Source organism: Sorangium sp. So ce1014, assembly GCF_051521505.1.
GTDB lineage: Bacteria > Myxococcota_A > Polyangia > Polyangiales > Polyangiaceae > Sorangium.
The window spans coordinates 1,914,036-1,939,286 of the sequence record NZ_CP150356.1 but is presented as its reverse complement, the minus strand read 5'-3'; the positions used below and the strand labels follow the sequence as shown (position 1 = coordinate 1,939,286).

21 protein-coding genes and 1 pseudogene are annotated in these 25,251 nt (G+C 72.4%); 13 read left to right on the top strand and 9 right to left on the bottom strand.

Annotated features, from left to right (window positions below):
* Positions 1-43 precede the first annotated feature (43 nt).
* Both WME75_RS07390 and WME75_RS07385 read right to left on the bottom strand, forming a co-directional pair.
* The gene (locus WME75_RS07390; RefSeq protein ID WP_437487711.1) at positions 44-808 is read right to left on the bottom strand and encodes a hypothetical protein; all 765 of its coding nucleotides are present in this window, start codon (positions 806-808) and stop codon (positions 44-46) included.
* A 49-nt stretch (positions 809-857) separates the two neighbouring features.
* Complete coding sequence (locus tag WME75_RS07385; RefSeq protein WP_437487708.1) at positions 858-2,048, bottom strand: hypothetical protein; 1,191 nt, start codon at positions 2,046-2,048, stop codon at positions 858-860.
* Positions 2,049-2,250: 202 nt separating this feature from the next.
* On the opposite strand from WME75_RS07385, the gene WME75_RS07380 reads away from it, so the two are divergent.
* From WME75_RS07380 to WME75_RS07365, 4 genes are read left to right on the top strand one after another with little or no spacing between them, the layout of a single operon-like run.
* Entirely contained in the window at positions 2,251-3,315 is a 1,065-nt protein-coding gene (locus tag WME75_RS07380) for a glycoside hydrolase family protein (protein ID WP_437487705.1), read from the top strand.
* The gene (locus WME75_RS07375; RefSeq protein WP_437487702.1) at positions 3,312-3,938 is read left to right on the top strand and encodes an RNA polymerase sigma factor; all 627 of its coding nucleotides are present in this window, start codon (positions 3,312-3,314) and stop codon (positions 3,936-3,938) included. The genes WME75_RS07380 and WME75_RS07375 overlap by 4 nt, the downstream gene beginning before the upstream one ends.
* The gene (locus WME75_RS07370; RefSeq protein ID WP_437487699.1) at positions 3,931-4,797 is read left to right on the top strand and encodes a hypothetical protein; all 867 of its coding nucleotides are present in this window, start codon (positions 3,931-3,933) and stop codon (positions 4,795-4,797) included. The genes WME75_RS07375 and WME75_RS07370 overlap by 8 nt, the downstream gene beginning before the upstream one ends.
* 9 nt (positions 4,798-4,806) lie before the next feature.
* Positions 4,807-5,838 (top strand): hypothetical protein, encoded by a 1,032-nt coding sequence (locus WME75_RS07365; protein WP_437487696.1) that lies wholly within the window; start codon positions 4,807-4,809, stop codon positions 5,836-5,838.
* Between the two features lie 3 nt (positions 5,839-5,841).
* Here WME75_RS07365 and WME75_RS07360 read toward each other — a convergent pair whose 3' ends face one another.
* A complete protein-coding gene (locus tag WME75_RS07360; RefSeq protein WP_437487693.1) occupies positions 5,842-6,765 on the bottom strand; it encodes a LamG domain-containing protein in 924 nt (307 codons plus the stop codon).
* A 99-nt stretch (positions 6,766-6,864) separates the two neighbouring features.
* On the opposite strand from WME75_RS07360, the gene WME75_RS07355 reads away from it, so the two are divergent.
* The 3 genes from WME75_RS07355 (at position 6,865) to WME75_RS07345 (ending at position 12,490) form a co-directional block, all read left to right on the top strand.
* Positions 6,865-8,478: a DUF1592 domain-containing protein gene (locus WME75_RS07355; protein WP_437487690.1), complete on the top strand. Its 1,614-nt coding sequence runs from the start codon at positions 6,865-6,867 to the stop codon at positions 8,476-8,478.
* Positions 8,479-8,542: 64 nt separating this feature from the next.
* On the top strand, positions 8,543-10,111 hold the full coding sequence (locus WME75_RS07350) for a DUF1552 domain-containing protein (protein WP_437487688.1): 1,569 nt from the start codon (positions 8,543-8,545) through the stop codon (positions 10,109-10,111).
* A 51-nt stretch (positions 10,112-10,162) separates the two neighbouring features.
* Positions 10,163-12,490 (top strand): di-heme oxidoredictase family protein, encoded by a 2,328-nt coding sequence (locus WME75_RS07345; RefSeq protein WP_437487685.1) that lies wholly within the window; start codon positions 10,163-10,165, stop codon positions 12,488-12,490.
* 71 nt (positions 12,491-12,561) lie between these two features.
* Here the strand turns inward: WME75_RS07345 and WME75_RS07340 are convergent, their stop codons facing one another.
* A complete protein-coding gene (locus WME75_RS07340) occupies positions 12,562-13,347 on the bottom strand; it encodes an SDR family NAD(P)-dependent oxidoreductase (RefSeq protein ID WP_437487682.1) in 786 nt (261 codons plus the stop codon).
* A gap of 181 nt (positions 13,348-13,528) precedes the next feature.
* On the opposite strand from WME75_RS07340, the gene WME75_RS07335 reads away from it, so the two are divergent.
* The 5 genes from WME75_RS07335 to WME75_RS07315 all read left to right on the top strand — a co-directional run bounded on the left by WME75_RS07335 (position 13,529) and on the right by WME75_RS07315 (position 20,641).
* Positions 13,529-15,937, top strand: coding sequence for a lysyl oxidase family protein (locus tag WME75_RS07335; protein WP_437487679.1), 2,409 nt, complete (start codon positions 13,529-13,531; stop codon positions 15,935-15,937).
* A 101-nt stretch (positions 15,938-16,038) separates the two neighbouring features.
* Positions 16,039-17,676 carry a M16 family metallopeptidase gene (locus WME75_RS07330; protein WP_437487676.1) on the top strand — a complete coding sequence of 546 codons (1,638 nt, stop codon included), beginning with the start codon at positions 16,039-16,041 and terminating at the stop codon, positions 17,674-17,676.
* 9 nt (positions 17,677-17,685) lie between these two features.
* On the top strand, positions 17,686-19,323 hold the full coding sequence (locus WME75_RS07325; protein ID WP_437487673.1) for a M16 family metallopeptidase: 1,638 nt from the start codon (positions 17,686-17,688) through the stop codon (positions 19,321-19,323).
* Positions 19,320-20,123 carry a phosphatase PAP2 family protein gene (locus WME75_RS07320; protein WP_437487671.1) on the top strand — a complete coding sequence of 268 codons (804 nt, stop codon included), beginning with the start codon at positions 19,320-19,322 and terminating at the stop codon, positions 20,121-20,123. Before WME75_RS07325 ends, WME75_RS07320 begins: the two co-directional genes overlap by 4 nt.
* 59 nt (positions 20,124-20,182) lie before the next feature.
* Complete coding sequence (locus WME75_RS07315) at positions 20,183-20,641, top strand: SRPBCC family protein (RefSeq protein ID WP_437487668.1); 459 nt, start codon at positions 20,183-20,185, stop codon at positions 20,639-20,641.
* 100 nt (positions 20,642-20,741) lie between these two features.
* On the opposite strand, the gene WME75_RS07310 is transcribed toward WME75_RS07315, so the two are convergent.
* Positions 20,742-21,002 carry a hypothetical protein gene (locus tag WME75_RS07310; RefSeq protein WP_437487665.1) on the bottom strand — a complete coding sequence of 87 codons (261 nt, stop codon included), beginning with the start codon at positions 21,000-21,002 and terminating at the stop codon, positions 20,742-20,744.
* Positions 21,003-21,453: 451 nt separating this feature from the next.
* Between WME75_RS07310 and WME75_RS07305 the strand changes: the two genes are divergently transcribed.
* The gene (locus WME75_RS07305) at positions 21,454-21,840 is read left to right on the top strand and encodes a hypothetical protein (protein ID WP_437487662.1); all 387 of its coding nucleotides are present in this window, start codon (positions 21,454-21,456) and stop codon (positions 21,838-21,840) included.
* Positions 21,841-21,880: 40 nt separating this feature from the next.
* On the opposite strand, the gene WME75_RS07300 is transcribed toward WME75_RS07305, so the two are convergent.
* The 4 genes and pseudogenes from WME75_RS07300 to WME75_RS07285 all read right to left on the bottom strand — a co-directional run bounded on the left by WME75_RS07300 (position 21,881) and on the right by WME75_RS07285 (position 24,795).
* On the bottom strand, positions 21,881-22,771 hold the full coding sequence (locus tag WME75_RS07300; protein WP_437487659.1) for an STAS domain-containing protein: 891 nt from the start codon (positions 22,769-22,771) through the stop codon (positions 21,881-21,883).
* Between the two features lie 292 nt (positions 22,772-23,063).
* Positions 23,064-23,297: pseudogene (locus WME75_RS07295) on the bottom strand (DUF1428 domain-containing protein); the annotation flags it as partial.
* Positions 23,294-24,256, bottom strand: a complete 963-nt coding sequence (locus tag WME75_RS07290; protein ID WP_437487656.1) for a phosphotransferase — start codon at positions 24,254-24,256, stop codon at positions 23,294-23,296. The gene WME75_RS07290 and the pseudogene WME75_RS07295, both read right to left, overlap by 4 nt.
* The gene (locus tag WME75_RS07285; protein ID WP_437487653.1) at positions 24,253-24,795 is read right to left on the bottom strand and encodes a hypothetical protein; all 543 of its coding nucleotides are present in this window, start codon (positions 24,793-24,795) and stop codon (positions 24,253-24,255) included. The genes WME75_RS07290 and WME75_RS07285 overlap by 4 nt, the downstream gene beginning before the upstream one ends.
* Positions 24,796-25,251 lie beyond the last annotated feature (456 nt).

Sequence of the window (25,251 nt, the reverse complement as noted above, 5' to 3'; positions counted from 1 at the left end):
GGCGCTCTCACGAGCGCCGTAGCCCCGGAAGGAGAACGGCCCGTCACAGCATGCGACACTGTGGATGGACGGAGCGTACAAGCTGGTCGGCGTCACCGTGGATCTGAGCGATGGCGCTCCCCATCGGGCACTTGACCCCGTAACCTGTGCCATGGACGTTGCCGATGCCAGGGACGACATTGAGGTTGCTGTCGCTCAGCTTCCACTCGTCGATCGTCTGGCACAGCAGCTCGATCCGGTAAACCAGGGAGTCGACCCAGATATTGATCCCGACCAGGACCTGGCTCGCAGGGCAGAGCACGGTGCCCGGCGAGCCGCCGTCGCCACCGGCGGTCACGGTCTGGAAGGCGGTGCCCAGGGTGCCGTCGCCGGCGAGCGGCGCGCACATCAGGCCAATACGGTCAATCGAGCCACCGCTCCGGCCGTGGATGCCGACAGCCACGTTACCGCTCCCACAGGGGATCTCGTAAGAGATGTCGACGGCCGCGCCGCCGGCGCCGCCAGCGCCGCCGGTGCCGCCGGTGCCGCCAGCGCCATCCGTGCCGCCGGCGCCGCCGGCGCCGCCCGTGCCGCCGGCGCCGCCCATGCCGCCGGCGCCGCCCGTGCCGCCGCTGCCCGCGTCGCCGCCGGCCGTACCACCGCCGCTGCCGGCTGCGCCGCCGCCCGTCGTGCCGGCGGCGCCCGAGAAGTCGAGCTCGTCGACCCCCGAGATCGCGTTGCATGCCGCGCTCCCGCACACGAGGGCGAGCGCCGCGGCCATCACCGTCGCGAGAGGCGCTGTCGTCCGGATTGCTGCGTGCTCGTTCATCAGAAGCTCCCGTGTCGGGTGATCTGGCCGGGCCCGAGGCTCGCCCTCGTCAGTACCACTCTCCGCCGAGCCCCAGCGTGAAGGTGAAGGTCGTGCCCTCCGGCATGAACACCGGGTGGAGCTCGGCAGCGAGGGCGAACCCGCTGCGCCGCGGTCCATCGCCGGACAGGCCGCCGAGGAGGAGGGCGCCCCGCGCGTGCGCGCCGAAGTACCAGTCCGAGGTGCTGGCGCAGCCGGCGCCCGACTCGAGGCCAGCGAGCGTCGCGTCGCAGCTCGCGACGGCCACGTAGTCCATGGACGGTCCTGCGCCGAAGTCGAGGACATGAAACACGGTGAAGCTCGCAAGGAGCGAGTTGTAATCGATGAACCCCGCGTCGAACCCCGCGCTGTTTTCGGTGCTCTCGGGGGTGAGCGTCAGCATGGGCGTGTTCTGGTAGTAGATCCCGAACTGGTGGTTGATCTGGATGCCGACCCGGCCCGTCCACGCGAAGACGCCGCCGGTGCCCGTCGGCGCCTTGATGATCCCGCCGCCCAGGGTGCTGCCATACCGGAGCCGGACGCCGTCCCGCTCCTTGTCCTCGGGCTCCTTGTCCTCGGGCTCCTTGTCCTTCTCCTCGGGCTCGGCCGGTGAAGGCGCCGGCTCCACGGCCACCGGGGTCGCAACCGGGGGCGGCGCAGCGCTCGGCCGCGCCGGCGGCTGGCTCCGCGGTGGACGCGGCGGCGCAGGCGCGACGGGGCGAGGCGGCGCGGGCGCCACCGGAGGCGGGGGCGCGGGCGCAACCGGCGGCGCGGGCGCAACCGGCGGCGCGGGCGCATACGGCGGCGCGGGCGCATACGGCGGCAGCGCAGGCGCAACGGGCGGCGGCGGCAGCGCGGGCGCAACGGGCGGCGGCGGCAGCGCGGGCGCAACGGGCGGCGGCAGCGCGGGCGCAACGGGCGGCGGCGGCGGCGCGGGCGGCGGCGCGGGTGCGGGCGGCACCGGCGTCGGGGATGGCGGCGGGATCGGCGGCGGCGCGGGTGCAGGCGGCGGCGCGGGCGCGGGGGGCGGCGGCGGCGGCGTCGGCGCCGGGGACGGCGGCGGCGTCGGCGTCGGCGGCGGCGCTGGCTGCGCGGAGGCAGACGGAAGCGGCTCCGGAGCAGGCGGCGGGAGAGGAGAGCCGTCCTGGGTCAGGGCCGTCGCCGAGGTCGCAAACGGAACGGTGAACGCCGCAAGCGCGGCAAGCCAGCGAAGGGGTGTCATCCGCTTTTTCTCAACGCGCTCCTCGCGGCCGTCAAGCGCGCGAAAGTGTGAGCTGTCGGCCGTGGTGCGCAGCAGCAGAAGATGATCCGCCCGCAAGCCGCGAAACGCCAGCCCACCGGTGATCCCCGAGGAGCCCCGCATCCCCACCCCTCCACTTTCTTTCACGGAACGAGGTGGCTGCGGTCACCAGACCCCTCGAGCCATGCGTCGAGACCCCAAAGCCCTTCTCTGCGGCATCAGCCCCCTGCTCGGGATCCTCCTGTCCGTCGCCTGCGTGGGGGAAAATTTCCACCAGGATGCGATCGCGGACGGCGGTGGTGGAAATGTCCAAGGGACGACCAGTGCGGGCGATGGGGGCTCGGGCCTCATGGCCCCAGGCGGCACCGGCGGCGAGGCAGGGCATGGCGCCGGCACGGCAGACGGCGGCAGCGGCGGCAGCGGCGACAGCGGCAGCGGCAGCGGCAGCGGCGGCGACGGCGACGGCGACGGCGGCAGCGCCCCCGCGGGGCGCCCGTGCAAGCGCGGCATCGCATACGGCCACCACTCGGTCGCCGACCTCTCGGCCCTCTCGGCCAGCGTCGGCTGGTGGTACAACTGGGCGGACATCCCCGACGAGGAGCTCCGGGGAGGCGACTACGTCAAGCTGGGCGTCGAGTTCGCCCCGATGGTCTGGGGCGGCCGCTTCGACGCCGACAAGGTCAAGGCGGCCATCCCGGGCGGGGCGAAGTACCTGCTCGCGTTCAACGAGCCGAACTTCTTCGCTCAAGCCAACCTCTCCGCCGCGGAGGCCGCCGCGCTGTGGCCGCAGATCGAGGAGATCGCCGACGAGAAGGGGCTCCAGCTCGTCTCGCCGGCCGTGAACTTCTGCGGCGGCGGCTGCCACGAGACCGATCCATTCGCCTACCTCGACGCCTTCTTCGCCGCCTGCGAAGGCTGCCGCGTCGATTTCATCGCGGCGCATTGGTATGCTTGCGACAGGCCGGCGCTCGAGTGGTACCTCGGCGAGCTCAGGCGCTACAGGCGCCCGATCTGGCTGACCGAGTTCTCGTGCGGAGACGGCGCGGATCGGTCGCCCGAAGCGCAGGCAGCCTACATGCGAGAAGCGGTGCCCCTCCTCGAATCGGACCCCGACGTCTTCCGCTACGCCTGGTTCTCCGGGCGCACCGAGGCGATCCCCAACGTGGACCTGCTCGGCGCGAGCGGAGAGCTCACCGCGCTCGGCGAGCTCTACGTCTCGCTGCCCCACGCGGAGAGGTGCAGCCCGTGACCGCCCGCGCGGCGGTCGCTCCGTCGACGCTCCCACCCGCCGGCGCGGTCGCCGCCCTCCCCGCGACCGGCCTCCAGGAGGCGCCGCGCGACTTCGCCGAGGTCTACGAGGAGATCTTTCCCTTCGTCTGGCGAACCGTGCGCCGCCTCGGCGTGGACGCCTCCGCGCACGAGGACGTGTGCCAGGAGGTGTTCGTCGTCGTGCACCGGCGGCTCCCGGAGTTCCAGGGCCGCTCGTCGCTGAAGACGTGGGTCTTCGGGATCGTGGTCAACGTCGTGCAGGCGTACCGGAGGTCGCTGCGCCGCAAGAGCCCGGCCCACCGCGGGACGGGAGAGACCGTGGATCCGGAGCTGCTCGAAGGGCCGAGCAACCTCAGCCCCTACGAGGCCATGACAAGGGCAGAGGCCGCGCGCGTGGCGCACGACCTCCTGGCGTCACTCGACGAGGAGAAGCGCGTGGTGCTCCTCCTCGCCGAGCTGGAAGAGATGTCGGTGACGGAGATCGCGCAGGGTATCGGGGTGAACATCAACACCGTGTATGCGCGGCTGAGGGCCGCTCGACAGGCATTTTCCGACGCGGTGCAACGCCACCACGCCAGGATCCGAGGAGGCCGCAATGGATGAGCTGGGGGCTGGCGAGCGGGCGTTCCTGGACGCCCTTCATGACGCGGACGAGCCGACCGACGACGATCGGCGGCGGATGCGCGCAGCCGTGTGGGCGAGGCTCGGCCTGGCCGGGACGGCGGCCACCGCCGTGGCCGTGAGCGCCAACAGCGCCGCGGGCGCCGGCTCCGCGAGCGCCGCGGCGGCTGCGCAGACGGTCGGCTCCGCCGCCGCGAGCATGGCCGCGAACGCGAGCACGGCGGTCGCGAAAGGGACGGCCTTCACGCTGCTCGGCGCCCCGCTGAAGATCGGGCTCGCGACGCTGGTCGTGAGCCTCGCGACCGGCGCAGCGCTCTACGTCCCGACGTCAGGCGGGGCGCCCGAGGCGCCGCGCGCGCTGGAAGCGGCGAGGATCGCAGACCCGATGCCCCGAACGCCGCACGCCGCCGCCCCCTCCGGCGCGTCGAGCGACGAGGCGCCTCCTCCGGCCGAGGCCAGCGCCCCCGCCGAGGCCAGCGCCACGCCCGCGGCGGCCAGCACGACGCGCGCGCCGGCACCGCGCCCGCCCCCGCCGGCGGCGGCCGCCGCCGCCGCGAGGCCGGGCTCCGACGGGCTCGATGCGGAGATCGCGCTGCTGCGCGACGCGCAGCAGGCGCTGCAGGCGGGCCAGTTCGCGCAAGCGCTCTCGAAGCTGAACGAGCACGCCAGCCGGTACCCGAAAGGCGTGCTCTCGACCGAGCGCGAGGCCTCGCGCGCGATCGCGCTCTGCCGCTCCGGCCGCGCGGCGTCCGGCAGGGCGATCGCGGCGAGGCTGCTCGCGAAGAGCCCGGGCTCGCCGCTCGCGACGCGCGTGCGCGCCGCGTGCGGGCAGGAGGAGTAGAGTGCGCGGGTGCACGTCTCAAGGTGGGCCCGGGCCCCGTCGGCCCTGCAGGCGCTGTTCGTCGCGGCGGGGCTCCTGCCCGCGCGCGCGCTCGCGGCGCCCGCCGAGCCCCGCGCCATCGACCTCCGCTGGGAAGCGCCGGACGGGTGCCCGCCGATCGACGAGGTCCGGAGCGAGATCGCCCGGCTCCTGGGAGCGTCGGAGCAGCGCCAGCCGATCGAGGTCGGGATCGCCGTCGCCCGCGAAGGCGGCGCGCGCCTCCGGCTCGATCTGCGCATCCACGCGCCGTCGCCCGGCGAGCGCGTGATCCGCGGCGACGACTGCGCGTCCATGTCGCGGGCGGCGGCGCTGATCGTCGCGATGTCGATCGATCCCGACGCGGTCGCGCGGAACGCCGCCGCGCCCCCCGCCGCGCAGCCCGCGCCCGCCCAGGCGGTCGCCGCCCCCGTCGCCGGCGCGCCGCGTCCGCCGCCTCCCGCGCCGCGCCGCCCGCCTCCCGCGGCGGCGCGGCCTCCGGCGGCAGCCGAGCGCGACCTGGAGGGGGCGCTCTGGTTGAGCGCGCAGATCGAGCAGGCGCTCGTGCCGGCGATCGGCGTCGGGCTCGCCGCGGGCGGTGGGATCCGCAGCGGCTGGTTCCGCGCCGACGGGGCGGCCGGCGTGGTGCCGTCGAGCTCGAGCCGCATCGCCGGGAGGGCTGCCGGCGCCGAGTTCCGGCTCTGGTTCGTCGAGGTCGACGCGTGCGCGCGCGCCCTCGTTCGCCCCATCGGCGTGTACGCCTGCGCGCTCGGCCGCCAGCACTGGCTCCTCGCCCGGGGGCGCGAGGTCGACGAGGCCTTCACCCGCACGGCGCCGATCCTCGCGGCCGGGCTCGGGACGCTGCTCGAGTGGCGCATCGCCGATCCCCTGAAGGTGGAGGGAGCGCTGCACGCCGTCGTCCCGCTGCAGCGGCCCCGCTTCGTCGTCGAGAACCTCGAGGGGACCGTCTATCGCCCTCCGGCCGCAGGTCTCAGCGCCCGCCTCGGCCTCGCGCTGGCCTTCTGAGCCTCAGGGCCGATCCGGGCCGGCATTCCACGCGGCCTCGACCGCGCAGCCGGCCAGCGCCTCGCCGTAGATGCGCAGCTCGTCGTAGCGCCCACCGAAGTACGGGTCCGCATCGAACTGGGACCGCCCGAGCCAGTTGTTCACGTCCTGGATCGCCGAGAGCGCAAAGCCGACAGGCTCGCTGCCGAGGAGCGCGCCATCCAGGTAGAGGGCCAGGGTCGCCGCCGCGCCGTCGAAGACGACGGCGACCTGATGGACCTCGCCGTCATCGAGCGTCGGCTCGGCGTGGATCGCCACCTCGCCCACGACGCCGCTGTCGCTCGCGAGCGCGGAGACACCCCGCACCTCGAAGCCCGTCGAGGGGGTGATCACCAGGTAGGACGTTCCCACCCCCCCCTCGCCTTCGACGGGATCTTCGCCTCCGCTGGCGACGCCGAAATCGATGATGCGCAGGTAGGCGCCTCCGCCGTCGCGGGCGACCCAGACCATGACGGTGACATCGCGCAATCCCGCCAGGAGCCCCGCGGGCAAATCGACGTAATCGTCCACGCCATCGAGGGTGAGCCCCCCTCCGCCGTCGAGGATCGCGCCGCCGAGGATCGCGCCGTCAGCACCTCCGATGAGATCGTCGACGACATCTCCCACACCGTCGAATGTGTACCGATGTGTCGGTGACGGCAACACATCACAGGAGATCGTGCCATCACCCCCTCCACCGCCGCTGCCCGCCTCACCGCCGCTGCCCGCCTCACCGCCGCTGCCCGCCTCACCGCCGCTGCCCGCCTCACCGCCGCTGCCCGCCTCACCGCCGCTGACGCTCGCCGCTGACGCCGGATTCATGCGGCCCACCGCTATCTCCACGTCCGCCCCGCACCCGGACAGCCCGAGGAGCAACACCATCACCGTAGTTTTCTGCGCACAGGGCACGGCCTGATCTTAGCGCGGCCGCGTCGTCGATTTGATCACGAAATCGGCGCGCTCCGGTCACCAGGGGATAACTGCCGAATCCACACGTGGGAGACGACGATGACGTTCAGACTTGACCGAGTGTTCGCGAGTCCGTGGCTCGCCGCCGGGGGATGTCTCCTGGGCATCTCGTGCACTGGCATCCTCGGAAGCGAGGACGATGGAAGCCAGGACGATCCGGAGCAAGACGCCTCCGTCGCGCCAGACGGGATGCCCCTGCACCACATGACAGCGTCGGAGTACAACAACACCGTCGCCCACCTCCTGGGAACGCGCCTGAGGCCCGCAGATGGCTTCCCCGCCTTCGGCGCGAAGGGCTTCGACGCGAACGTCAGCGCGCTCTCGAACCTCTCGCAGGTCCTGGTCCAGGGGTATTACGACGCCGCCAAGGTGCTCGCCGCGGACGCCTTCTCGAACGAGGCGCAGCGCGCCGAGATCCTCGTGTGCGACCCGGCGGAGGGCGCGGGCGACGGGTGCGCGCGCGAGATCATCGAGCGCTTCGGGCTGCGCGCCTTCCGCCGCCCGCTCGAGGCGGCGGAGGTCGACCGGTACGCGGCGCAGTACACCGACGCGCGGACCACCCTCGAGATGTCTCCCGTCGAGGCGGTGCAGCACGTCGTCCGGACCCTGCTGACGTCGCCGAATTTCCTCCTGAGGATCGAGGAGGGACCCGACTCCGAGAGATCCCCGGGCGCCCTCAACGGCCACGAGATCGCGTCGCGCCTCTCGTACCTGCTCTGGAGCTCGCTGCCGGACGAGGCGCTCTTCGACGCGGCGGAGGGCGATCAGCTGGCCACCGAGGACGAGCTCAGGCAGCAGGTGGACCGCATGCTGGCCGACCCGAAGAGCGCCGCCTTCTTCCAGAACTTCTTCGGGCAGTGGCTCGGCACGCGCACGCTCCCCAGCCACAACGCCGACGCGACCCGGTTCCCGATCTGGAACGACGAGGTGAAGGGCGCGATGCTCGACCAGGTCAACGCCTACTTCGCGAGCTTCACGACCGGCGAGCAGCCTTGGTCCGAGTTCCTCACGGCGCCCCACCCGGAGAGCCGGCTGCTCGAGCCGCTCTACGCGAACGACCCCGCGGGCGAGCGCGAGGGGTTCCTCACGCTCCCAGCGTTCCTGACGCTGTCGTCCCGCGCGGACCGGACCTCTCCCACGTCCCGCGCGAAGACGATCCTGGAGCAGCTCTTCTGCGTGCCCATGCTGCCGCCCGCCAACGTGGACATCCCGGAGCTCGGCGCCGCGGGCGGAGACGAGGGCCCCATCGAGAACGTGCGCCAGGAGCTCGAGAAGCACCGCGCGTCGCCCGACTGCGCGAGCTGCCACGACGTGCTCGACCCGATCGGGCTGAGCCTGGAGCACTTCGACCCGATCGGCGCCTACCGGACCGCGTACCCGAACGGCGACCCGGTCGACGCGACGGGGGTCTACGAGGGCGCGGTGTTCGAGGACATCTCCGGCCTCGTGCCGGTGCTCGTGGAGTCCGGCAGGTCGGGGAGGTGCCCCACCGAGCAGCTCTTCAGCTACGCCCTGCGCCGGCGCCCGAGCGGCGGGGACAGGACCAGGCTCAAGGAGATCGCCGAGCGCTGGGGCGGCGGGACGGTCGCGGATCTGGTGAAGCAGGTGGTGACCAGCGAGGCGTTCCGCCTTCGAGCGAAGAAGGCGCCGTGAGGCCGCGCGGATCGATTCTGCACAAGACGAGGCACGAAGGAGCGATGCGCACATGAAACGCTTGATGACACGCAGAAACTTGTTGCGCGGCGCGGGCGTCTGCCTGGCGCTGCCGTGGCTCGAGAGCCTCGCGCCGCGCGGGGCGAGCGCCGGGGAGCCCGGCACCCCGAAGCGCTTCCTGCTCTGCACCTTCCCGAACGGGGCGCCCCATCACTGGTGGGAGACGGCCCCCGCGTTCGGAAAGACGCTGAAGGGCGCCGACTTCAAGCTGCCGAGGGTGCTCGAGCACTTCGCGCCGGTGAAGTCGAAGATGCTCATGATAAGCCGCCTTGGCAACTACACGTGGAGCACGGAGCAGCACCCCTACATCGAGCCTTCCCACTCGCGCCTCAACGCGGCGCTCTCGACCTGCGTGGACGCCGATCAGCTGGGGAGGGACGCGCGCCAGGACCTCGGCGAGTGGGTGGGCAACGGCGTCTCGGTCGACCAGCTCATCGTCCAGAAGGCAGGCCCGGAGCAGGCGACCCGCATCCCGTCGCTGCAGACGGGGCTCGGGGTCAAGCCCGGCTTCTTCGACCAGCGCAGCTACGCCTACAACCAGGCCGTCTCCTGGAAGAGCCCGCGCGAGCCGCTGAAGCGCTCGGTCAACCCGAAAGCGGTGTTCGACGCGCTCGTCGGCGCGGGCGCGGCGCAAGGGGGGTCCGTGCCAGGGCAGAGCGACGAGCAGACCCGGATCGAGGCGGAGCGCCGCGCGGCGACCGAGAAGAGCGTCATCGACGGCGTGCTCGCCGACGCGAACTCGCTCATCAACCGGGTCGGCTCCGGGGATCGCAAGATCGTCCAGCAATACCTGGACTCGCTGCGCGAGATCGAGAAGAACGCGACCCGCGTGCAGTCGACGATGACCCCGCCGGCGGGCCTGGGCTGCAGCCCGATCGACAAGCCCGGCGCGGTCCCCGAGCCGCCGGGCCAGGCGGAGGGGCTCAACGAGAACGACAGCACGGAAGCCGGCGAGTACAAGCACGACGATCACGCGAACGTCATGATCGACCTCATCGTCATGGCCATTCAATGCGACGTGACGCGCGTGGTCAGCCACATGCTCGACGACGCGCGCTCCGAGTTCGAGTATCGGTGCATCCCCGAGGACGTCCGCGCCCAGGTGGGACTCGCGTACAGGAGAGAGAGCAGCCTGCACTTCCACTCCTCCCAGCACGGCCCCGGCAACATGGACCGCGCGACCCAGGACGGCCAGTACAAGATCGTCCAGCAGAGCAACCTCGACTACGCGGCGATCAACTGCTGGCTCGGCCAGAAGACCGCGCAGCTCGCGCAGCGGCTCGACGCGCTCCGCGAGGGCGACGGCACGGTGCTCGATCACTCCGTCATGGTGTACATGAGCGAGATGCGCTCGCACGATCACGACGGGTACGACCTGCCCATCGTGCTCCTCGGCGGCGACGGCGTCTTCCTGAACGACGCGCACGTCGCCTACGACGCCCTCGGCAACGATCGCCAGCTCCGCGATCTGTGGTTCACCATCATGAACCAGTACTACGGCCTGGGCATCTCGTCGTTCGGCGAAGATCGCCGCGGCGAGCCGAACGCGTTGCTCGAGGAGATCTTGCGGTAGCCGGGTGACTCACGGTCTCGATGGATGGGCTCACGTCGGAGGTCGAGCGTGATGATCGAACGCCGCTCACGTCGATTTGTGTCTGGGGGTCTCCACCTCGTGCTCGGGCTGCTCGCGACCGGCGCAGCAGGGCTCGGGTGCACGGGCGACCTGTCGCCGGCGGGGGATACGCCGCCGGGGGATACGCCGCCGGGGGATACGCCGGGCGGCGGGGGCGGGCAACCCGGCGCGCCCTGCGAGGAGGCGAGCGACGGGCCGGCGCTGCCGCAGGCGTTCGCGCTCAACTGCGGCGGATGCCATACCGCCCACGGCAAGCCGACCGGCGGGTTTCCCGATCTGTTCGCCTTCGGCGGCTCCCTGGAGGAGTTCACGGCGCAGGTGCGCACAGGCAAGGGCCGCATGCCGCCCTTCGACGAGCAGAAGATCGACACGGCCGATATCGAGTCCATCCACGCCTACTTCTCGTCGGGAGCGCCGCCCGCCGCGACCTGCGACGGCGGCGAGGTCACTCCCGGCGAATGCTCCGGCGTGAGCGGCGACATCTCCCCCCTGTTCCCCGCGGCCGCGGGCGGCAAGGCGATCACCACGACGGCCGCGGACGGGACCATCACGCTCGCGGCGGCAGGGCGCGTGCGCGGACGCCACGAGAAAGAGGGGGAGTTCAGCCCGTTCCAGCCGCTCTATTTCGAGAACCGCAGCTACAGGTTCATCGTCGAGGACGCGATCCCGGCGGGCGGCAGCACGGTCAAGTTCACCTGGCTCCCGAACGCGAACGCGTCGAATACCCAGACCATCAATTTTCGTTGCTGGTACTCGGGCGAAGGCAACGTGTTCGACTCGAACAACGGGATGGACCGCATCACGAGCACCCACTGGGAGTTCGTCGTGGACCGCAACGCCAGGGAAGGCAGGGAGATCCGCGAGGGCGATCTGCTCGAGTTCGAGTTCGGGGTGTTCCTGGATCCCGAGACGGTCGAGGGGAGGACCAGCTATTACAGCGACACGTTCCGCTACCGCGTCGGCAGCGGCGAGCTGACGCCGTTCGACGAGCCGAACGAGGCTGCCCTGTCGGGCGGAGACGGGACGATCCCGTACATCTACGAGGAGCCCCACCTCTATTACGAGCAGATGGCGCTGAACATCCAGGAGAGCTCGATCCAGCCCTTTCTCGAGGGGCGCCGCCTGTTCCATACGGATTTCGTCACCGGCGAGCACAGCGAGGGCGGCAATCCCATCTTCGACGAGCACGCTGGCAAGGCGGGGCCGCTCTCGAACCAGGCCACGTGCGCGGGCTGTCACATCCACAACGGTCGCGGCGCCCCGCCCGAGCCCGGCGAGGCGATGGCGACCGCCGTGGTGAAGCTGTTCGGCGCCGGGGCGAGCGCGGACGGCAAGCCGGCGACAGATCCGAGCTACGGCCGGCAGCTGCAGGACAAGGCGCAGGGCGGGAGCCCCGGCGAGGGCGCGGCCACCGTGGCCTACACCGAGGCGCCCGGGCAGTTCCCCGATGGCACGCCGTATGTCCTGCGCCGGCCCGCGTTCCGCTTCAGCGGGCTCTCCGCGGGGCAGATCACGAGCTACTCGGTCCGCGTCGCCCGACCCGTCGTGGGCATGGGCCTCCTCGAGGCGATCGCAGAGGAAGCGGTGCTCGAGCGCGCGGACGGGATGGACTGCAACCAGGACGGCATCTCGGGCCGTCCGAACCTGATCCCGGATCCGGTCTCGGGGGTGTTGCGGCTAGGGCGCTTCGGCTGGAAGGCGGGCAAGGTGAGCGTGCCCCATCAGGTCGCCGACGCGCTTGTCGCGGACATGGGCGTGACGACGAGCCTGTTCCCGGTCGAGGAGTGCGGCGCGCAGCAGGCCGGCTGCCAGGCCAGCACGAGCAGGACCCCGGAGCTCTCCGACGAGGATCTCGAGAGGATGGCGGCCTACATGCGCGCGCTCGGCGTGCCGCCGCGCCGCGACACGGCGGACCCGGCGGTCCAGCGCGGCGAGGTGCTGTTCAGCCAGGCAGGGTGCGCGAGCTGCCATGTCCCCTCGATGAAGACGGGCAGCCATCACCCGTTCGTCGAGCTGCGCGATCAGATCATCCATCCGTACAGCGATCTGCTCCTGCACGACCTGGGAGAGGAGCTCGCCGACACGTCGACGAGCGATCACCTGGCAGGGCCGCGCGAGTGGCGCACGCCGCCGCTGTGGGGCATCGGGCTGCTCGAGGCCGTGAACGGCCACACCCAGCTCCTGCACGACGGCCGGGCGCGGGATCTCGTCGAGGCGATCCTGTGGCACGGCGGCGAGGCCGAGGCCCCGAAGCAGCGCTTCATGGCGCTCCCCAGGGAAGACCGCGACGCAGTCGTCGCCTTCCTGCGCTCGCTCTGAGCGCCCGCCTCCCCGCCTTCCCGGCGGCTCGCCCCGCACGGCGCTCCGGGTGCGGACGGGGCGCGCCTCGCTCAGAGCCCCGAGCGGCGCGCCATCCGCTTCGTGAACCAGCGCATGGGGCCGGGCGCCACGCGGGCAGCGAGGCTCGCCGTCTTCACGAAGAGGCTCGTCTCCAGGACGTCCCGGCCCGCCTCGACGGCGCGCACGATCCCCTCGGCGACCGCCTCGGGGCTCTGCGGCTTGTGGCCCGGCGGGCGGTAGCCGACGTTGTCGTCGGTCACCACGGCGTTCGCGTGGAACGGGGTCGCGACCGGGCCGGGGCGCACAACGAGCACGCGCACGCCGCGCGACGCGAGCTCCGCGCGGAGCGACATCGCGAGCGCCTCCAGCGCGAACTTCGACGAGGCGTACGCGCCCATCCGCGGCGCGGCGACGATCCCCGCGATCGACGAGACCATGACGATCGTGCCCTTCGCGGCCGAGAGGGGCTCGATCGCGAGCTGCGCGAGGCGCACGGGCGCGACGACGTTGAGCCGGTAGATCGCCTCGAGCTCGGCGGGGTCGATCTCCAGCGAGGGCGCGTAGTAGCCGCGCCCGGCGTTGTTCACCAGCACGTCCAGCCGGCCGTACGCGCCGAGCGCCCGCTCGCAGAGCGCCTTGCGGTCCTCCTCGACGGTCACGTCGCCGGCCACGGCGAGGGCGTCGCCGCCCGCCGCGCGCACCTCGGCGGCGACTTGCTCGAGCGCCTCGTGCCCGCGCGCGCTCAGCACAACGCTCGCCCCGCGCTTCGCCCAGGAGAACGCGAGCGACCGACCGATTCCGCTGGATGCACCGGTGATGACGACGACAAGGGCCATGTCGGCGAGTGTATACGCCCTGCGGATGGCGCGGTGAAACTTGCTGCCGCCGGCCGCGCGCCCCCCTAGGCTACGCAGCTTGCTTGGCGGCCTGCCACAGCGGCGCACGCCGCCCTGATCGCGCCGCTCATCGGCCCTCCCGACCAGGGTGTACATGAAGAAATTTGTCAAAGCGCTCTGGATGGGATCATGGCTTCTGGCGGCCGCCGCCTGCGGCGACGACGGGCCGACCGAGCCGCCCTCGGGCGCGGGAGGAGGCGGCAGCACGGGAGAGGGCGGGAGCGGAGCAGGAGACAGCGGTAGCGGCGGAGCCGGAGGCGTCCGGTGCGCTGGCTCGGACCTCGTGTGCCCCGAACGATCGCGGTGCCAGATCGACACGGAGGGCAAGCCGTCGGGCTGCGCCGCCGCGTGCGAGGAGGCGCGCGCCTGCGGCGACACCGCGTGCTGCAGCCCCGGCGCCGCGTGCGTGGACGGCGCCTGCGCGGCGGCGGACCTCGTGCTCGAGCCCGCGCAGCGCGGAGCGCCCGTCACGTTCGCCTCGATCAGCGTGGGCGAGGACGCGTGCGAGCTGATGCAGGGCTGCGTCGGCGCGAGCGGCCGGCGGGCGCTCCTGCGCTTCAACGTCTCGCTCAGGAACGCCGGCGACGTGCCGCTCGACCTCGGCGTGCCCTCGGAGAGCGCCGTGTTCGAGCCGAATTTTTGCGAGGACAGCTACGTCGTCCCGCGCTTCTTCCGCGCGCGCCTCAAGCAGGGCGAGGCGGCGGTCGCCGAGGCCGAGCTCGACGCGCGCTGCGTCGCGATGCGGGGCGGCAAGTACAGCTGCGGTGCGCAGGGCCTCGGCCCCGGAGACCACGTCGAGCAGCCCGGCACCGTCGCGTGCAACGCCCTCGACGTGACCGGCGTGGCGGCCGGGCTCTACGAGCTCGAGATCACCGTCAACCCGAACCGGACCCTCGCGGAGGCGAGCTTCGACAACAACACCCTCGTCCTGCCCGTCGACTACCCCGCCTGCGACGGCGCGATGTGCGGCGGCGCGTGCTGTCCGCACGGCCACGCGTGCACGGCCGGCGTCTGCATGGTGCCCGACCTGCGCCCGGACAGGGAGCGCATCGTCGACACGGTCGAGTTCGCGTACCAGACGTTCCCCGCGGACGCGTGCGAGATCATGGAAGGGTGCGTCGGCGGCCCCGGCAGGCGGCACCTCCTCCACTTCGAGGGGCGCATCGAGAACGCAGGGCCCGGCCCCCTCGACCCGGGCCCCGAGTTCGACAACCCGCTCTTCGAGTACGCGCAATGCCACGGGCACTTCCATTTCAGGGAGTTCGCCGATTACCGGCTGCTCGACGCGGGCGGCGAGGTCGTCTCGCAGGGCCACAAGCAGGCGTTCTGCCTGACGGACGTGGAGCCTCTCGATTTCGAGTCCCCGGCGACGCCGGGCTTGCCGACCTCGGGGGGCACGGGGTGCAACTTCCTGAGCGCGGGGTGGGCCGACATCTACAGCGTCGGCACGCCGTGCCAGTGGGTCGACGTGACGGACGTGCCCGAGGGGGAGTACATCCTCCGCGTCGCCGTCAACCCGACCGGCGCGATCGCCGAGCAGTCGATCGAGAACAACGTGGTCGAGGTGCCCGTCCACGTCCCGGCGTTCACGACCTGCGCCCCCGAGCCGGAGATCTGCGGGGACCTCGTGGACCAGGACTGCGACGGGATCCCCGACAACGGATGCGGGGGCAGCACGTGCAGCTCCCCGTTGCCCGAGGTGTGCGGCAACGGGCTCGACGAGGACTGCAACGGGGTCCCGGACGACGGGTGCGCGCCGATCCCGGGCGCCGACAGCTGCGAGACGCCGGGGGAGCTCTCGGACTCGGCGAATTACACGGCGGAGATCACCGCGGAGAACACGTCGGACGTGGCGCTCTCGTGCGGCGGCGAGGGCGGCGAGGTGTTCTTCCGGTTCACGCTGCCGTCCGAGCAGGTCGTGTACCTCGGGACCCTCGAATCGGAGCTCGACACGGTGCTCGCGGTGCTCGAGGGCGACGGGTGCGGCGGCGCCCCCGTCGGCTGCGCGGCCCGCAGCTGCGGCGCCATCGCGCCGGGCGCGCACTACGCGGCCAGGCTCCCGGCCGGGACCTACACGGTGGTGGTCAAGGCCGTGAGGCCCGGGGATCGCGGCTTGGTGCGCCTCCGGTTCCAGCGCCCGTCGTGCCTCGGCGAGGGGGCCGGGGTCGTCGCGGGCAGCGGCCTCATCAGCGGCGACACCACCGGGGTGCCGATCCCTCCCGCGGCCGTGTGCGGCCCGCGCAGCCCCGAGCAGTCGTTCTATGTCCCCGTGTGCCCGGGGGTCCCCCTCCTTGTGTCCTCGTGCGGCCTGACGGACTTCCCGATGACGCTGAAGACCGCGGACGATGCCTGCGACCCGGTCAACGTCCAGTGCTCCAGCGCGCTCAACGCGTGCGCGGGCGCGCCCGAGGGCGCAAACGCCTCGATCTTCGGGATGCGATCGCGAGGGGGCCTCGGATCCATCACCGTGAGCGGACGCACGCCGGTGGATTTCGGTCCGTACCAGCTCTTCGTCACGCCATTGCGCTGAGAGAGCGCGCCGCCGGGCGTCCCCCCCCGGCGGCGGCGCTCCGCCCTTTCCACGAGCGAAGTTTGCGCTCGACCTCGGGCGATCTGCGGTAGAACCGCGCCATGCGAGCCAACCATCCGTCCGAACGGAGGCGCCTCCGGGCGCTCTCGTCCCTGTCGAGCGCGCTCGTCGCCGCGCTCGGCCTGACGTTGCCCGCCTACGCGGCGCCCCCGGCCGCGGCGCCCCCGGCCGCGGCGCCCCCGGCCGCGTCAGCGCCGGCCACGACCAGCGTGAGCGTCATGATCCCGGTCGAGAAGTTCACGCTCCAGAACGGGCTCGAGGTGATCCTGCACGAGGATCGCCGCACGCCCGTCGTGGCCGTCAACGTCTGGTACCACGTCGGCTCCAAGGACGAGCCGAGAGGCAAGAACGGCTTCGCGCACCTCTTCGAGCACATCATGTTCCAGGGCTCGAAGCATGTCGGCGAGGACATGTTCTTCAAGTACCTGGAGCGGGCCGGCGCGAGCGAACGCAACGGGACCACCAACACCGACCGCACGAACTACTTCGAGACCGTCCCGGCCAACGAGCTCGCGCTCGCGCTCTGGCTGGAGAGCGACCGGATGGGGTGGCTGCTCGACCACGCCAACGAGGAGACGTTCGCGAGCCAGCGCAACGTCGTGAAGAACGAGCGCCGCCAGAACTACGAGAACGCGCCCTACGGCCTCGTGCCGCAGTTCCTCCGCGCGGCCCAGTTCCCGGAGCGCCACCCCTACCACCTGCTGACCATCGGCACGCCCGAGGACCTCGACGCCGCGCGGATGCAGGACGTCCAGGCCTTCTTCCGGACGTTCTACGTGCCGAACAACGCGACCCTCGTCGTGGCGGGCGACATCGCGCGGGACAGCGCGAAGGAGCTCATCCAGAAGTACTTCGGCCCCATCGCGAAGGGCGCCCCGCCGCCCGTCGTGTCGAAGCCCGACCCCGGCGACCTCGCGACCGAGAAGCGCCTCGAGATCGAGGCGGACGTGGAGCTGCCCCGCGTGACGATCAGCTGGGTGACGCCGCCGGGCTTCGCGCCCGGCGACGCGGAGCTCGACCTCGTCGCCAACGTCCTTGCCTCGGGCAAGACGAGCCGGCTCTACAAGAAGCTCGTCTACGATCTCCAGATCGCGCAGGACGTGTTCGCGGGCCAGCAGTCGAGCCAGCTCGCCAGCACCTTCCAGATCACGGCCACGCTGAAGAAGGGCAAGTCGCCCGAGCAGGCGCTGAAGCTGATCGACGCCGAGCTCGAGAAGCTGCGCAAGGCGCCGCCGACGCAGGACGAGCACGAGCGGGCCCGGGCGAAGCTGCTCTCGGATCTGATCTTCAGCATGGAGCAGGTGACCGCCCGCGCGAACGCCATCAACAACTACAACCAGCTCGCCGGCGATCCGGGGTACTTCCCGAAGGACGTGGCCAGGTACGAGGGGGTCACGGCCGCCGACCTGCAGAAGGCGACCGCGGATCTCCTGCCCCGGGGCAGGCGCGTGATCGCCCTCGTCACGCCGAAGCCGGGCGCCCCGAAGGCCGGGCGCCTCGTGAAGCAGACCGAGGCCGCGGCGCCGGCCGGCGCGAAGCCCGCGGCCGCGGCGCCCGCGGCACCGGCAGCACCGGCGGCCGCCAGGCCCGCGGTCGCGCCGGCCATCAAGAAGCCTGCGGGCGACAAGCCCGCCGTCGACAAGCCCGCGGCCGGCACGGCCGCGCCGAAGGGGGGTTGAGCCATGCGCATGAAACGAATTCTCTCCGTCTCGCTCGCCGCCGCGGCGCTCGCCGCCTGCGCCTCGAACCCGCCGGCGCCGCCCGCCGCGACCGGCAAGGCGCCGTCCGCGCCGCCCCCCGCCGCGGCGCAGCCGCCCGCGCCGGCGGACGCTTTCCGGAAATCGTCGCCGCCCCCCGGGCCGGAGGTGGTCTTCGTGCCGCCGCGGATCGAGGAGGCGAAGCTCGCGAACGGGATCCGCGTCCTCGTCGTGGAGCGGCATGAGCTGCCGATCGTCGCGGTGGACGTGACCACCGTCCGCGGCGCCGACCAGGCCGATCCGGGCGTCGGCGCGTTCGCGGGCGCGATGCTCACGCAGGGCACCAGGACCCGCACCGCGCTCCAGTTCAGCGACGCGCTCGGCAAGCTCGGCGCGAACTCCTCGTCCGGGGTCAACTTCGACGGCGGCGGCGTGCAGGGCCAGAGCCTGACGCCGCGGTTCGGCGAGCTGCTCACGCTGCTCGGCGACGCGTACATGAACCCGGCGTTCGCGCCGGCCGAGATCGAGCGCGAGCGGTCGCGCCGCATCACCCAGCTCGCCGAGATGAACGACCGGCCCGCGTCGCTCCTCTCCATCACCCAGGGCCTGGTCCTCTACCCCGAGGGCCACCCGTACAGCACGCCGCTGCTCGGCACCGAGGCGGCGCTGAAGAAGATCACGGCGGGCGTCCTCGCGAAGTTCCACGCCGCGCAGTTCCGGCCGGAGCTGACGACCGTCGCCATCGCCGGGAACATCACCAAGGCCGACGCGGTGAAGGAGGTGGAGCGGGTCTTCGGCGCCTGGAAGGGCCCGAACGGCGCGCCGCCCGTCCCGGCGAAGGCGGAGCTCCCCGCCGAGCCGCCGGCGGTCGCGGCGGGCGCGCCGCGCATCGTGCTCGTCGACCGGCCCGGGCTCACGCAGTCGACCGTGACGGTGACGCTGCCGGGCGTGTCGCGCGCGACGAAGGACTACGACGCGCTGCTCGTGATGAACACCCTCCTCGGCGGGCAGTTCTCGAGCCGGCTCAACCTGAACCTGCGCGAGAAGCACGGCTACACCTACGGCGCGCGCTCCGGCTTCGACATGCGCCACGGGGCGGGCCCGTTCTCCGCGGGCGGCGCCATCGTGCGGGAGAACACCGGCCCCGCCGTGAAGGAGATCCTCGCCGAGCTCGAGCGGATGCGGAGGGAGCCGGTCACGATCGAGGAGCTCGCGGACGCCAAGGCGAACCTCATCCGCCAGCTGCCGGCCCGCTTCGAGACGGCGGACGCGACCGCGTCGACGGTCGCGAGCCTCGCGGTCTACGATCTGCCGCTCGACGAGTTCGGGACGCGGCCGGCGAGGATCCAGCGGATCACGCCCGCGGACGTGCAGCGGGTCGCGCAGAAGTACCTCGTGCCCGAGCAGCTCCGGGTCGTCCTGGTGGGCGACGCCGGCGCCCTCGGAGAGCAGCTCCCGGCGTTGCAGCTCGGTGAGGTCACCGTCCAGAAGGCGCCGGGCGTGAAGGCCGGACAGCCGGCGGCCGGCAAGCCCGCGGCGCCCCAGGCCGGCAAGCCCGCCGCGCCCGCGGCGCCCCAGGCCGGCAAGCCCGCCGCGCCCGCGGCTCCCCCTGCAGCGAAGAAGCCGTGAGAATCGCGGTGCCGCTCGCCTGCGTGGGCGCGCTGGCGTGGAGCACGCCAGCCGCCGCGCAGGTGGGCCCGGCGGCGCCGGACTGGGCGTTCGGGACGCCGGCCGGCGAGGTGGCCGTCGCCGCCGCCTGCACCGCCTCGCTCGCGACGTACCTGCTCCCCCAGCGCCGCTCGGCGTGGGGCGCCGCCTCCAGCGTCGAGCGCGACGAGACCCTCGGCCTCGCCAGCGACATCACCGGCGCCGCGGTGGGCACGCTGCTCGTCCTCGGCAGCGGGTACGCCCTCGAGGGCGGCTACCTCGCGGGCGCCGGCGTCCCCCACCCCTTCTCGCGGGCGCTCAGGACGTCGCTCATCGAGGTCGAGGCGGCGGCGCTGGCGACCGGCCTCTCGAGCATGATCAAGCGCCTGTCGGGCCGGTGCCGGCCGCGCTCGTGGCGGACGGATCGATGCGGGGACACCGACCTCGATTTCGACGCCTTCCCGTCGGGTCACACGACCCCTGTCGCGGCCATCGCGGGCGCGCGCCTCAACCTCGCGCTGCGCACGACAGGCGACGCCGCGCCGCGCCTCGGCGCGCTCGCCATCGCCGAGGCGGCCACCGTGGTGACGATGGCGCTGCGGATCGGCTCGGGCGCGCACTCGTGGCAGGACGTCGGCGCCGGCATGATCCTGGGCCACGTGACGGGCTTCGCGATCGCGGCCATCCACCCGATGGCGCCGAGCGAGGCGCTGTATGCCGCAGGCGCGCTGCCCGGTCCGACGCCGGAGCCCGCCACGGTCACCTGGTCGTGGACGTTCTGATCTCGTCGATGAGGCGCGGGGCGCGGGCGCGCTGGCAGGCCGCGATCCATGCTCGCGCCATGCCCCTCTTCGAGAAGCGCACGCGCATCGCCGCGCCGCCCGAGCGCGTCTTCGCCTTCCACGAGGAGCCCGACGCCCTGGAGCGGCTCACGCCCCCCTGGGAGCGGGCGCGCGTCCTGGAGAAGACCGGCGGCATCCTGGTCGGCGCGCGCGTGGTCCTGGAAGCGCGCATCGGCCCCGTCCCGGTGCGCTGGGTCGCGGAGCACACGCAGTACGAGCAGGGCCGGATGTTCCAGGACACGCAGCGCAGCGGGCCCTTCAAGCGCTGGATCCACACCCACCGCATGGAGCCCGACGGCTCGGGCGGCTGCACGCTGACCGATCGCGTGGAGTACGAGCTCCCGCTCGGACTCATTGGCCGGCTTGGCGGAGCTCGCTTCGTCCGGCGCAAGCTGGAGCGGATGTTCGACTACCGCCACGAGGTGACGCGGCGGGCCTGTGAGGCCCCGCCGCAGTAGCCCGCTCGCTCAAATCGCCGGCGTCGCGGCCATCGCACGGCGCGCCCCCTCACCGCAGCCATCGCGCCGCGCGCGGGTGCCGCAGCCCCTGCCCTCCGCGTCAGCGGCGCGGATCGCCCTCGGGCCGCCCACCCGGGTGCGCCGGATCGAACTGCGCTGGTCGATCTTCGTGCGGCCCATCCGCCGTGTATCCCCGCTGCGAGGCGCCCTGCTGGCGAGCGATCTCCTCGATATCGCTCGGTCCCTGCGTCGTCGGGTCGTCGTTCAGGTGCCGCGTCGGCGCTCCCGGCTCCTGCTGCTCGCCGCCCACCTGCTGCTCAGCCTGGTTGCTCGGTCCTGCATGCTCTTTCTTGGGTTTCATGGTGTCCCTCTGGAGCCCGATCGCCGAGTGTAAAGCCCCAGGTTGCGAAGGCAGGCGCCGCTCCAAGATCTTCGAAGATCTTCGCGGTGCCGCGGCGTGCGCCGACGTCAAGGAGGAGGAGCATGGCTATCTACCCTTGCGGCCGCTGCGGCTCGCTCAACCGGGTTGCTGTGAGGCAGGCGCAACGGGGAAGGATTGATTGATTCCGCGCCGCTCGATGCGCCCATTTCGGTTTCTGCGTGACCCCGACGCGCTGCAGGGATGTGGGCCTGGGCGACGAGCGGAACTTGGCCGGTCACCATCCTCTCGGCGTAGTCAGGCGTCGTGCCGAGCACACCGCACGAGGTCCTGATCGTCGCATTGCGAGAGCAGCCGGGGTTGCTCGGCGCGCTCGTCTCCAAGCTCACCGGCGTGCGCGTTGCGACGGGCCCAGCAGCGTGCGATCCTTTCCGTGCTCAGCGAGAAGATGCTGGAGCTCCTCAGGGAGGCCTCGATGAACCCCGACAAGATCCCGGAAACACCCGCTGCCAGGAAGCTGCGTCTCTTCCTCGAAGCGCAGGGGCGGAAGAAGGGCCGGGCCGAGGGCCGGGCCGAGGGCGAGGCCAAGGGCCGGCAAGAGGCGCTGCTGACGCTGCTGCGGGCGCGCGGGCTCTCGCCCTCGCAGGACGACGAAGCGCGTATCCGGGCCTGCACCGACGCGGCGAAGCTCGACCGGTGGATCGCGCAGGCCGCCACGGCCACGACGGTGCGCGAGGCCCTCGGGACGAAGACCCGGGCCGCGAGGGCTCGCCCCCGCACGCCGGCTCGCCCCCGGCCGACCCCCGCGTCGCGCTCCTGACCCGCGCCGGCCTCCGCCGCTGCGGCGAGGCCGGTGCGGCTCATCGCGGCGACGATGCGGACAGGTTCGCCGTGGCCGCGAACGCGATCCCGCTCTGCAGATCGCGGCGGGTCACGATGCCGGCGAGGTCGATGTCGAGGCCGACGATGGCCTGGGACACCTCGGGCCGGATGCCGGTCAGGACGACCTGCGCCCCGAGCAACCGGACCGCCCGCGCCACTTGCAACAGGGCGTTCGCCGAGCCCGTGTCGATGTGCGGCACGCCCGTGACGTCGATGATCGCCACCCGCGCTTGCCGCTCGACCACCTTGCCCAGCAGGTTCTCCATCATCTGCTGCGCCCGCCCCGCGTCCAGCACGCCCACCAGCGGCAGCACGAGGACGCCCTGGCTGATGGGCACGATGGGCGCCGACAGCTCCATGAGCGTCTTCGCCTGCATCCGGAGCGTATCCTCGAGCTGCTTTCGCTTCGTGATCACCTCCGTGAACAGCATGATCCCGCCGATCTCGCCGGTCGAGGTGTGCCACGGGAAGATCTTCCACATTCCCCATTCGACGTGCCCGTCAGCCCGCGGGAAGGGCTCCTCATCATTCCCTTCCGAGGCCCCTGCGAGGCAGCGCTGATGGATCGCCTTCCAGTGCTCGGGGACGTCGGGAAAGACCTCGTAATGGCACCGGCCGATGATCTCTTGATCACCCAGGCCGAACTCCGCCAGGTAGCGGTGACTGGCCATGACGTAGCGCATCTCCCGATCGAACATGGCAAACGCGGCCGGTGTGTAGGCGACAAAGAGGCGCACATGCTCCTCGCTCCGGCGGAGCGCCTCCCGGAGGTGATCCCGCTCCGCCTCGACCTGCTCCAGCTCCCGGATACGCTGCCTCAGGCGCTCGTGCTCCTCAGCGACATCCTTGTAATCTGTATCACGGCTCATCCAGTCCCTCGGTTCTGTCCGGGACTGTATATCAAAGAAGCAGGGCCCGTGGCGATCGAAGCAGCGCAGCGCGTGCGCCGCCGGCGGGGGCGTTCGCCGCTTGCCGCGCCTCGCGCGCGACGACCCTTCAGCGCACTCTTGGTCGCAACCTGCGTAGCGATGTTCCTTCACCCCAGGTTTCCGTGATTCACCTCGATCGCCCACATCGGCGCTGGTTGTGGAAAGCACGACCGAGCTAGACAAAGGCGCGCACCTTCGCCGGAACGTGCTCGGTGCCGGGATGGGCCGCGAGCACGCCCTTGGATGGCCACACGATCCAGGGGAACACGATGGTCTCGCCTGCCTCGGCCTTCACTGCGCCCTTGAAGTCGGTGATCTTGCCGTCTGGGACGTCGTCGCCCCAGCACTCGACGATGCGCGTCGCACCCTACTTCTTGAAGAGCTGGCCGGCTTTCACGCAGAGCTCGCGATAGGCTGCCTTCTTGCCCATGGGTACCGGAGCAACGAAGCCGTCGATGTAGCTCATGGGCGCAATGGCCGGCCGCGCAAGACGTCCTGTGCTTCCCGGCGCACCTCGCGCAGGAGGGCGGCGGCGACGGTGCCGGGGTGTGTGCGCTCCGGCGCGGCGCCGAACGCGGCGAGGACCTCCGCGAGCGGGCGGGGCTCCTCGTCCGCGGGAGGCGGCCCGCCGAGGCGGGCTCCCCCGAAGAAGAAGCCCGCGGCGTAGAAGGCGAGGGCGATGGCGCGCGCGACGCGTGACCGCGCGCGCTCGTCGTCGCCCGCGAGCCTTCCGAGGTACGCCTCGAGCAGGGCCTCGCGCTGCTCGGGCCGCGGGTACGCGAAGATGCCGAGCTGCGCGAGATCGACGAACGGGTCGCCCGCGCCTGCGGTGGTCCAGTCGACGAGGTACACGCGGTCGGCCGTCACGAGCACGTTGTTCGGGTTGAGGTCGCGGTGACACGGGGCCGCGTGCGCGTGGGGCGCGCTCACCCGCTCGAGCTCGTCGACGGTGCGGACGAGCTCCGCCGGGAGGCCCACGCCTGCGAGCGCGGCGCACTGCGCGTCGAGGGAGCGCAGGAAGTCCATGCGCGACGGGCTGCGCGGGAACGGGGGACCGTCGTGGAGCCGCCGCAACGTCGTCGCGACCCGCTCGAGCAGCGTCGGGTCGCCCGTCGGGCGGAGCGGCGTCCCCGCGATACGGTCCATGATCGTCACGCCTGTCCGCGCGTCCGCGTGGTGCAGGCGCGGGGCGACGCCGCGCTCGGACGCGACGCGCATGCACGCGATCTCGCGGGCGACCCGCTCCGGGTCGCTCGGATCGAGCGGGAAGCGCTTCGCGACGTACGGCGCGCCGTCGACGACGAACGCGAGCAGCGCGGCGCCGGAGAACCCGCCCGAGAGCGGGGTCACATCCTCGACCGGGCGCCCGGGGAACGCGGCCGCGAGCGTGGCGGTGAGGTCCGGGTGCATCTCCGGGGCGCTCATGCCGTCCCCCGCGTCGAGGCGAGCCGCTTCGCGTAGAGACGGCTCCGCGCGGCGAGGTCGGCGGGCTGTGCCCAGTCCCATCCGATCGCCTGCCAGTCCGGGTCGTCGGGGTCGAGCCCGAGCGACGCGACGAACGCGCGATCGGCGACGAAGAAGTGGTGCTTGTACGTGAGAAGATAGCTGCGCGGCGCCTCGGGGAGCGCCTCGACGTGGGCGCGCGCCTCGACGTGGGTCGCGAACCAGTGGTGCAGCACGCCGCCATGCCCTCCGTAGAGCAATGTCCCGAGCTCCGGCGCGCCGGGCTCTCCGGCGAGGGCGAGGCGGGCGCGCTCCCAGCTCGAGAAGCCGCACTCGCGTGCGACCACAGCGAGGCAGTGCTTCCGGCGCAACCCGGGAACGGCCGCGGCGAGCGCGGCCTCGTCGGCGCGCCCGAGCTCGGGCAGCGCGCGCAGGCGCGCCAGCGCCCCGGCGTCGTTCGATGCGAGCCGCTTGTGCAGCAGCTCGGCGCGGATCTTCAGCTCCCGAACGGGATCCATCATGGACGTCTCCTCTCGAATCGGCCGCTACCCGCTCCCTCGGCCCGAGGATGTCGACGTGGTCATGACGGTGCGAGGTGACCCGCGTTCGTCGCGTGCAGGGTGAAAGGCTTCTTTCCGGCGGGGAGGGCGCCCCTGCGCACCCAGGTAAGCAAGCTAGCGCTCCGCGTCGGGGCGCGCCAGGGGGAAGGCGCGGGGGCTCACGCTCGCACCACCGAGCCGCGCGTGCGCATGCGGTGACGGCGCTCCGAGGGCGGTACGACCGCCTCTCCGGCGCCGAGATCGGTGCTCCGAAGGCGGTTCGACCGCTCATCCAAGACCCCGATCGGTGCTCCGGAGGCGGTTCAATTGCCCCGCCGGGGCCGAGATCGGTGCCCAGGGGGCGGTTCAACCGCCCCTCCGGCGCCGAGATCGGTGCTCCGGAGGCGGTTCAACCGCCCCTCCAGGCCCCAGTCGACG